The following is an 8,858-nucleotide window of genomic DNA, read 5'->3' as shown; positions in this document are numbered from 1 at the left end:
ACACCACGATACCCCATAGGGTATTGTCGTCGCGGGATTGAATATACCCCCAAGGGTATCTAAGGAGGGCTGTATGGTCGAGACGAGACTCGCTGGGACCGCCGCTGGCGGCCAGCACCCGGACTCGAGTCCGGGGCTTCTGGGCCGGTGGGGCGCGTTCATGGCCGGGCGCACCCGGGCAGTGATCGGGATATGGCTGCTGGTGCTGGTCGCGCTGGGCGCCGCCGCGCCGAGTGTGTTCACCTCCCTGGCCGGGGCCGGGTGGCAGGCCAACGGCTCGGAATCGGTGCGCGCCAGAGAGCTGGCTCAGCAGCACTTCGGCGGTAACTCCTCGGCCGCGGTGCAGGTGGTGATCCATTCCGACACCGCCACGATCGGCGACCCGGCGATGGCACGCGTGGTTGAGCAGGTCACGGCGGTCTTCGCCGGGGACGAGCGGATCGGGCAGGTGATCGCCCCGCAACCGGGCTTCACGATCAGCCCTGACGGACACACCGGCATCGTGATCGCGGGCGCCAATGCCTCCACCGATGACATGGTCAAAGCCGTCGACGAGCACAAAGCCGCGTTGACCGCGCTGTCCGAAGACGGGATCGAGGTGTATCCGACCGGGGCCTCGGCGCTGTGGAGCGACTTCAACGCCGCCAACCACGACGCGATGATCCAGGCCGAGATGCTGTCGTGGCCGGTCACCCTGGCGATCATGGTCCTGGCGTTCGGGTCACTGGTCGCGGCCGGGCTGCCGCTGCTGCTGACCCTCGCGGGCTTGGTGGCCTCCGCAGGTGGACTGGTGCTGCTGAACCAGATCACCCCGATCTCGGTGTGGGCGATGAACTTCGCCATGATGTTCGCCCTGGCCCTGGGCATCGACTACGCGCTGTTCCTGGTCGCGCGCTTCCGCGACGCGCTGGCCCGCACCGGCGATCCCCGCGCCGCGGTCGCCGAAACCATGGACACCGCAGGCAAAGCCGTCCTGCTCTCAGGGCTGACGGTGCTGGTGAGCTTGTCGGCGGTGCTGATCGTGCCCGCTCCCGCCGTGCGGACCATGGCGGTCGGGATCATGCTCGCGGTGGTGTTCGTACTCGCCGCGACCCTGACCCTGCTGCCCGCCGTCCTCGGCGCGCTCGGCACCAAGGTCAACGCCGCCGCGCTGCCCTACGCGCGCCGCCAGCAGCACCGCTCGCCGGTCTTCGCGCGGTGGGGCCAGATCCTGCACAAGCACCCGTGGCCGTTCGCCGCGGTGGCACTGGCCATCCTGATCGGGCTGGCCGCACCGGTGTTCGGGCTCAAAACCGCGATGCCCTCGATCGCCGTCGTGCCCACCGACGCGCCGGTGCGCCAAGGCTATGAACTGATCGCCGAGCAGATGGGCCCGGGCGCCCCGGGCATGCTCTCGATCATCACCCCGACCGCCGACGCGGCGGCCACCGCGACCATCGCGCGCGCCAGCGACGGCATCGTCATGCTCACCCCGCCCCAGCCCGCCGCCGACGGCGCCGATCTGGTGATGATGCAGGCCATGCCCGCAGTCGATCCCTCCGCACCGCAGATGGCCGAAATCCTGGACCAGTTGCGCGCCGACCTGCCCGCCGACGCGGTGGTCGGGGGCGCGGCGGCGGAAAACCTCGACCTGCAACAAGCCCTCGACGACTATCTGCCGATCGTGGTGGGCATCATCTTGGTGCTCGGGTTCGTGTTGTTGCTGATCGCGTTGCAGGCCCCGCTCATCGCGGCCCTGGGCACCCTGGTCAGCCTGCTCTCGACCGCGGCCGCGTTCGGGGTGGCCAAACTGATCTTCCAGGACGGGCACGGCGCCGAACTGCTCGGCTTCACTCCACAGGGGTTCCTCGACGGGTGGGGGCCGGTGTTCTTCTTCGCGATGATCTTCGCCATCGCCATGGACTACACGGTGTTTCTGCTGGCTACCGCCAAAGAACACTACGAACGCACCGGCGACCCCCACGCCGCGCACGTCGACGGGCTCGCGCATTCGGGGCGGGTCATCTTCGCCGCCGCGGCGGTCATGGTGGCGGTGTTCTTCACCTTCGCCCTGGCCGACCCACTGCCTCCCAAGGAGATGGGCATCATCCTCGGTGTCGCGGTCCTGCTCGACGCGATCCTGGTGCGGCTGGTGCTGTTGCCGGTCATGCTGCGCCTGACCGGGCACGCTGCCTGGTGGAGCCCGGCGTGGCTGACCCGGGTGCTGCCCACCATCAGCTTCGCTCACCACTGACGTGCGCGAACCCCTCCCGGAATACCCCATCGGGTATCTTGGGAGGGGTACGGCACGAGAACGGAGACACCACCATGGTCGGCGACGAGAACAGCATCGCACCGGTACTGAACCGGCTGCGCCGCGCACACGGACAGCTCGCGGGCGTGATCGCGATGATCGAGCAGGGACGCGACTGCAAAGACGTCGTCACCCAGCTCGCGGCGGTCTCACGCGCCCTGGACCGGGCCGGATTCAAGATCGTCGCCACCGGGCTGCGCGAATGCCTGGCCGGACAACCCGGCGAAGGCGCCGACCCGATGACGGTCGAGGAACTGGAAAAACTGTTCCTCACCCTGGCCTGACCCCTACCCGCCTCGGTCCTGGACCGGGACCGAGGACAAGGAGATAACACGTCATGACGCTGCCCACGCGACCGCGCACCTGGACCATCGACCGAGTGGTGCCGTTGCTGGCGGGAACGCTGATCCTGCTCAGCGCCGCCCTGGCCGCGACCCTCTCACCGTGGTGGCTGATACTGACCGCCCTGGTCGGTGCCAACCTGCTGCTCTACAGCGCGCTCGGCTGGTGCCCGGCCAGCCTGCTCATGGCCCGCCTCGGCCTGCCCGCCGGCACCGCGACCTGCACGGTCGCGCGTACCTGACCACCGGCCACCCCTCAGCGTCACCGAACCGAGAAAGCGAGCCCGCACATGACCGACACCGGAACCGACCTGGGACTGTCCACCACCGTGACCGCCAGCTTCGACGACGCCGTCGACGCCGCCAAGCGCGCGCTGGCCGAACAGGGCTTCGGCGTGCTCACCGAGATCGACATGCAGGCCACCCTGAAAGCCAAACTCGGCCACGACATGGAGGACTACCGCATCCTGGGCGCCTGCAACCCGCCCCTGGCCCACCGCGCGGTCGAGATCGACCGCCAGATCGGACTGCTGCTGCCCTGCAACGTCGTCGTGCGCCGCTCACCCGACAACGACACCGACATCATCATCGAGGCGATGAACCCCCAACTGATGGTGCAGCTCACCAACCAACCCGCGCTGGCACCCATCGCCGCCGACGCCACGACCAGACTGCGAGCAGCCATCGACTCCCTGCACCGCTCCCACTGACCGGACACCGGCCGCGAACAGGACCGATCCGGGCAGACAACCTTCCCGCCGAAAGGAACTCAAGCGATGAAAAAGCTGTCGACAATCAGCGACACCGAGTGCCGGGTCCTGCTGCGGTCGGTCCCGGTCGCCCGCATCGCCTACCTCGAGGACGGGGTCCCGGCGATCCGGCCGATCAACTTCACCGTCGCCGGTGACCGCATCGTGGTGTGGACCGTGCCAGGCGCCCACGGCAGCGCGGTCACCGGCCAGACCGTGGCGGTACAAGTGGACCGCATCGATCCCGACTCCCACAGCGGATGGACCGTGCTGATCACCGGACCCGCCACAGCCATCTCCGACATCGACGAACTCGTCGCCGCCGCCGACATCCCCCGACGCCCCTGGGTCACCACACCCCACGACCAGGTCATCGGCATCGACATCGAACGCATCTCCGGTCTTCGCTTACCACCAGCGCCCTGACCTGCTGCTGATCGGCGACCGAGTTGTTTGCCCGACCGGACTCGCCGAGACTGGCCACCGACGCGCGGTCCACTCTTGCTCGCCGATGCCTGGATCACGCCATGGATGGTTGGCCCAAGGTCGAGCAAGCTGCTGCACAACCTCGCGCAGGACAGATCTCCCACGAAAGGTGATGTCACAGGCGCGCCGTCACGGACGCAGCGGGAAAGGGAGCGAACCGCACCGCAACGCTATGATGAGTCCGCAGGCGATGGATCTCCGCCGAGACGACCGACCTATGGGCCGTCTGAACCGCCCCGGTCCGGGGCTGATGGTTCCTTCCCCACGAGGAAGGAGTCTGCCTGTTGTCCGGTCACCGCGAACCTTCAGCTGGGCCCTACCCCCGGATCTTGGACACGGTGGGTGATTACGCAGCGGTTGGCAGCGTAGCGGCCCGGCGGGCCTCGTAGGTGGACGGGGACAGGTAGCCGCACCAGGAGTGACGGCGGCGGGTGTTGTAGCGGACGAGCCAGCGGAAGACCTCGCGGCGGCAGGTGGCCTCGTCGGGCCAGCAGGCGGCGTCTTGGAGGACCTCGCGCTTGATGGTGGCGTTGAACGACTCGGCCAGAGCGTTGTCGGCCGAGGAGCCGACGGCTGCCATGGACTGGGTCGGGGTTCCGGCAGTAATGGCGCAAAAAACAACGAAGTTCGCGTAGCGCCTGGTCAGCGGGTAGACGGACGAGCCGTTGTTGGCGGCCGCTATCGGTGGCTGCGGTCGGGACCGAGGAGGCTGGTGATTCCGCGCATGGCTGCCGGTGAGGGTTTGAAGTAGCGGCGCAGGTTGTCGGGTTTGCGGTGGCGAGACTTGGCCATTAGCTCGAGCAGGCTGGCTCCGGCCTCGCCGAGATGCGTCAGGCCAGAATGCCGGAGTTCGTGCAGGTCCCAGCCGGTGCCGGGGCCATTCGTCGCTGTGGCGGCATCCAGCACGGCGCGGGCCTGGCCGTAGGACAACCTGGCCAGGCCGGTGTCGGGGCAGATGTCCCGGTCGGCGGCGGCCTTGCCGGGGCCCGGTCGGCGGTGGGTGACGAACAGCGGTCCGCGGGTGCGGCCCTTGGTGAGGCGTGGCAGAAGCCGGGCGGTGCCCGCGTCCCAGTACACGAGCTCGTGCGCGTACTCGTGGTGGGTGGCACCGCGGCGGCGGGTGCGGGGCTTGGCGCCCTTGGACTTCACCGGGCAGCACCGCCCGGCCAGGTCGAGGTCTTCGATGTTGACCTGGAGCAGTTCCTCGGTGCGGGCGCAGGTTTCGTAGAGCATCCGCCACAGCGTCTTCTCCCGCAGGTCGATGTCGCGGCGGGTGATGAGCCGGTCGATCGCGGTGCGCGAGCGCACCGGGGTGGCCGAGTCCGGCGGGGTGGAGCGTTTCACCCACGCGGGGACCGCCGGGGCGAGGTGTCCGTGCTCGCGGCACCACGCCAGCCAAGACGCGACCGCGGCGCGGCGGGCGTTCCAGGTGTTGACCGCCGCCTCGCCCCACAAAGTTTCCAGGGTTTCGCCGATCTCGTCGTCGGCGACATTGGCCAGCGGCCGGGCCTCGCCGAGCCTGGCGGTGGTCTTATCGACGGCGATGGCGTAGGAGCGGCGGGTGTTCGGGGAGCGGATCGAGTCGAGGAAGCCGTCGCCGGCGGCGCGGACGGTGATCCCGGACGACAACATTGTGACCTCCCTGGCCTGCTTGCCACAGATAACAGGGCCGCTTCGCGCACCGCCGGAGCGGAGTCGTCGCAGGCCGGGTTTCATGGTGCCACAGATAACAGGGTGTTATCCGTGGCACGCCCGGGTGCGGTCAGCTGTGCAGCAGGTGCCCGAAAATGGTGGTGCCGAGGTGGTGGGCGTCGGGGAGTTCGACGATAACGCCGCCGATGCCGGGGTGGGTGTCTGCCCAGCCCTGGGCGCTGGCGCGGTCGGTGAAGAAGTTGAGGTAGTGGCAGCAGGTGTCGGCGGACGGGCCTGGGCCGGCCTGTGCGCCGACGAAGACGACCGTGGTGGCCGGGTCGGCGGTGACGTGCCCGCCGTCAACGGTGACCGTGATCGGGTCGGCGGTCACCGGGTCGGCGGAGGTGATCGTCACCGGCGTGTCGAGCATCGCGGCCATACCGAGCGCGTCGACCGCGCACATGGCCGAAACCGTGGCTCCACCAGCGATCCGGACTCGATGCGGCGTCGGTGTGGCCGAGAATGGATACGCCGCCGCGATGCTCCCGGTCGCGTCGAGGCGGACGATGTCGGCGTCGTGCAGGCGGCGCAGTAGCTGCTCGACCGGCACGTCGGGCCCGGCGGCCATCTCGGTCAGATCGTCACCGGTCGGCGCCTGCCCATCGGTGGCGAAGGCACGCAGGATCGCCTGGTGCACAGCCTTTTCGGTGGGGTCTGCCGGTTGCGCGGCGGCGCGCCAGGCGCGGAGCACTGTTGCCGGAGATTCGGCGGCGGGTGGGGTGCAGCATGAGGATGCGGTGTCGTCCCCGAGTGCCGCGGTGCCGTCCGGGACGAGCCGCAACGCGGCGCGCAACGCGGCGACCGAGGGTGCGCCGTCGAGCCGCCCGGTGTCGGAGGGGTAGAGGCGGCACGACAGGCTCGGGACCTGGCCCGGCGTTGCGAACGGGTCGCAGCCGTCGACCAGCAGGGTGGGTGATCCGGTCATACCCGCGGTGGCGGCCCGGCCGGGATCGTCAATCACACGGCGGGTGATCTCGAGCTGCACCGGCTGGCCGGCGGTCGCCTGCCGGATGCGCTGTTCGAGTACCGCCACGTTGGGGCAGTCGGGGACCTGGAGGATTTCCAGTTTCACGGGTGGTCTCCTTCGTGCAGCGAGGTCAGGATCGGACAGGACCGGCGGTTGCGGGGCAGCTCGCACGTCGCGATCAACTCTGCCAGCGAGCCGCGCATGCGCTGCAGGTCCGCGATACGCCGTTCCAGCTCGGCAACCCTCGACTCGGCCAGTGCGCGGGCGGTGTCGCAGTCGTCGGGGCCGCCGTCGGCCAGCCGCAGCAGTTCGGCGACCTCGTCGAGGGTGAACCCCAGCTCCTGGGATCGTTTGACGAACCTGACCACCGCGACCGCCTCGTCGGGGTAGCTGCGGTAGCCTGCCGGGGACCGCGCCGGTCGCGCGAGCAGACCACGGCGCTCGTAATAGCGCAGGGTCTGCGCGTTGATCCCCGCCCTGGCTGCCAGCTCACCGGTCCGCATGCACACATTCTCAACCCTGTACCCGAGTACAGGGTCAAGGCCGCGCAGCCGCCGGATCCTCTCGGCTGGGTGTCTCTCGGTTTCCCCCGGGTCAGAACAGGGTGTCGCGCACGCGCAGCGGCCGGTACCCGGTGGGGCCGAGCTGGGCGAGTTCGGCGTCGATGTCGACCTCGATGGCGCCGAAGAAGTTGATGTTCTCGCTGTGGGCCGGGGAGATGTGCGTCAGCACCTCGTCGTCGATGCGCCGCCCGGCCCGCCGCATCTGTTCGGCCGCCAGCCCGTAATACTCTGTGGTCCAGGCGATGACGGCGTTGGTCGCCAACGTGAGGCACCATGCCTGTTCGGTCTGTCCCTCCAGGTGCCTCGCGCGCACGGTTCCTTCATGCGCGTAGAGCAGGTCGCGGCGGAGCGCGTGCAGGGATTCGCCCTTGTTGAGCTGGCGGGAGATCTTGCGTCGATAGCCCGGGTCGGACAGATACCGGGCGGCGTAGATCGTGCGCCGCAGCGCCCCGTACTCCTTGAGCGCCGCCGCGAGGGCGTTCTGCCGGCCCGACGCCGACAGCTTGCCGACCAGCAGCGACGCGGTGGCGTGCCCGAACTTCAGCGACCCGGCCAGCCGGAGCAGGTCGTCGTAGTGCTCGGCGATCAGATCGAGATTGCACCGCCGGGTCAAAAGCGGGCCCGCGTGCGGGAACGCGGACTCGACCTGGGCTCGCGGCGCCGCCCGGTACAGGGTGATCCGGCCCCCAGAACCGGGGGCATCCTTTTCGAAACTGAAACACTTCATAGTCGCTACCTTGGTGGAACTCTTCACGCCGAAACGGAGCGCACCTGCCATGTTCAACAATCCGACAGCACGCAATCGCACCGTCGCCGCCCTCGCGGCCATCGCTGCGGCGACCATCATGACCACCGCCTCCGCCGGTGCCGAAGGGCAAACCCCCGCCCCGGGTGCTGCAACCCCGCACGTCATCACCGCAGATCCCGGCACCCCCGGGATCTACAAGGACATACTCGCCTGCACCGTGGAGCCGGGCAGTGGCAGCAGCACAGGCAGCACGGGCTTGTGCGGTCCCCGGCCGGTGACTCGCCCGCGATGAAGGCCGAGGCTCAGGACTGAGCGGGCGGGATGTCCTCTGGCCGGGGGAGCCTGATGCGGCCCTGAGCGCGAGGCCGGTGCCGCCGCCGACGATCCCTGTGCTGCAGGGCCTGCCTGAACGCAGCGACAGCTGCACAACGGTCGGGCGGAAGGTGACCGACACCGCGGATCTCCACGCCCGCTGGGCGAGGTCAGCCGGTGGGGGCTGTCTCCGATCGGAAGAAATGTCGATCGGTGCAGCGTCGCCGGATGGGCCGGGTGCTTGACCGCGCCCGGCGACGCTGCCGGTATCCGAACACCACACCTGCGCCGAGCCAGGGCGGCCGAAGGGCAGGCAGGTGTGGCGAAGACATTCAACCAGCTACCGGGCTTGCGACCATCCACGGCACTGCTCATGGACACGCCCTGGGATGCCGGGGCGTGTTCGGCCCGCGCTCCTATCGTGTGGCTTCATGTCGAACGAACGCGTCTACCTGACCCCCGAAGCCGCCGCGTCCTTGCCGCACACGCTCCCGCTCCAGTGGGACAGCAACCGCCCAACGATCTGCCACGTCGATGTCGACGCCGCGGTCCCGCAGGACAACGGCTGGCTCAGGATCGTCCTGTCCCAGAACGAGGGCAACCAGTTCGTCCTCAGCCTGCCGCCGACCGCGGTTGCCGCGGTCGTCTGGGTTCAGGGAGCCATGTTCCCGACCTTCTGACCGAGCCGTCCCCGCTCCGGGGCACGC

General features: G+C 69.2%; 10 protein-coding genes, 2 pseudogenes and 1 riboswitch. Of the genes and pseudogenes, 7 read left to right on the top strand and 5 right to left on the bottom strand.

Features of this window, described 5'->3' with window-relative positions:
• The first annotated feature begins 73 nt into the window (after positions 1 to 73).
• The 5 genes from CRM89_RS29985 to CRM89_RS29965 all read left to right on the top strand — a co-directional run bounded on the left by CRM89_RS29985 (position 74) and on the right by CRM89_RS29965 (position 3,809).
• Complete coding sequence (locus tag CRM89_RS29985; RefSeq protein ID WP_011212432.1) at positions 74 to 2,233, top strand: MMPL family transporter; 2,160 nt, start codon at positions 74 to 76, stop codon at positions 2,231 to 2,233.
• A gap of 74 nt (positions 2,234 to 2,307) precedes the next feature.
• Positions 2,308 to 2,577, top strand: coding sequence for a metal-sensitive transcriptional regulator (locus CRM89_RS29980; protein ID WP_011212431.1), 270 nt, complete (start codon positions 2,308 to 2,310; stop codon positions 2,575 to 2,577).
• A gap of 53 nt (positions 2,578 to 2,630) precedes the next feature.
• Complete coding sequence (locus CRM89_RS29975; RefSeq protein WP_011212430.1) at positions 2,631 to 2,876, top strand: DUF2892 domain-containing protein; 246 nt, start codon at positions 2,631 to 2,633, stop codon at positions 2,874 to 2,876.
• 48 nt (positions 2,877 to 2,924) lie between these two features.
• Complete coding sequence (locus CRM89_RS29970; protein ID WP_011212429.1) at positions 2,925 to 3,344, top strand: DUF302 domain-containing protein; 420 nt, start codon at positions 2,925 to 2,927, stop codon at positions 3,342 to 3,344.
• Between the two features lie 66 nt (positions 3,345 to 3,410).
• Positions 3,411 to 3,809, top strand: a complete 399-nt coding sequence (locus CRM89_RS29965) for a pyridoxamine 5'-phosphate oxidase family protein (protein ID WP_011212428.1) — start codon at positions 3,411 to 3,413, stop codon at positions 3,807 to 3,809.
• A gap of 237 nt (positions 3,810 to 4,046) precedes the next feature.
• Positions 4,047 to 4,136: riboswitch (Fluoride riboswitch) on the top strand.
• A gap of 79 nt (positions 4,137 to 4,215) precedes the next feature.
• Here the strand turns inward: CRM89_RS29965 and CRM89_RS29960 are convergent.
• The 5 genes and pseudogenes from CRM89_RS29960 to CRM89_RS29940 form a co-directional block, all read right to left on the bottom strand.
• Positions 4,216 to 4,458 (bottom strand): annotated as a pseudogene (locus CRM89_RS29960) (integrase core domain-containing protein); the annotation flags it as partial.
• An 89-nt stretch (positions 4,459 to 4,547) separates the two neighbouring features.
• A complete protein-coding gene (locus CRM89_RS29955; RefSeq protein ID WP_041561597.1) occupies positions 4,548 to 5,501 on the bottom strand; it encodes a site-specific integrase in 954 nt (317 codons plus the stop codon).
• Positions 5,502 to 5,631: 130 nt separating this feature from the next.
• Positions 5,632 to 6,633, bottom strand: a complete 1,002-nt coding sequence (locus CRM89_RS29950) for an alkylmercury lyase family protein (protein ID WP_006438313.1) — start codon at positions 6,631 to 6,633, stop codon at positions 5,632 to 5,634.
• Positions 6,630 to 7,031 carry a MerR family DNA-binding protein gene (locus CRM89_RS29945; RefSeq protein WP_006438312.1) on the bottom strand — a complete coding sequence of 134 codons (402 nt, stop codon included), beginning with the start codon at positions 7,029 to 7,031 and terminating at the stop codon, positions 6,630 to 6,632. Before CRM89_RS29945 ends, CRM89_RS29950 begins: the two co-directional genes overlap by 4 nt.
• A 91-nt stretch (positions 7,032 to 7,122) precedes the next feature.
• Positions 7,123 to 7,776 (bottom strand): annotated as a pseudogene (locus tag CRM89_RS29940) (Tn3 family transposase); the annotation flags it as partial.
• A gap of 52 nt (positions 7,777 to 7,828) precedes the next feature.
• Here CRM89_RS29940 and CRM89_RS29935 point away from each other — a divergent pair.
• Entirely contained in the window at positions 7,829 to 8,131 is a 303-nt protein-coding gene (locus tag CRM89_RS29935; RefSeq protein ID WP_127516425.1) for a hypothetical protein, read from the top strand.
• Positions 8,132 to 8,582: 451 nt separating this feature from the next.
• A complete protein-coding gene (locus CRM89_RS29930; protein ID WP_041561594.1) occupies positions 8,583 to 8,831 on the top strand; it encodes a hypothetical protein in 249 nt (82 codons plus the stop codon).
• Positions 8,832 to 8,858: the final 27 nt, after the last annotated feature.

Source organism: Nocardia sp. FDAARGOS_372, from assembly GCF_002554515.1.
In the GTDB taxonomy this organism is placed as follows: domain Bacteria; phylum Actinomycetota; class Actinomycetes; order Mycobacteriales; family Mycobacteriaceae; genus Nocardia; species Nocardia farcinica.
This window is presented reverse-complemented; position numbering and strand designations above follow the sequence as displayed.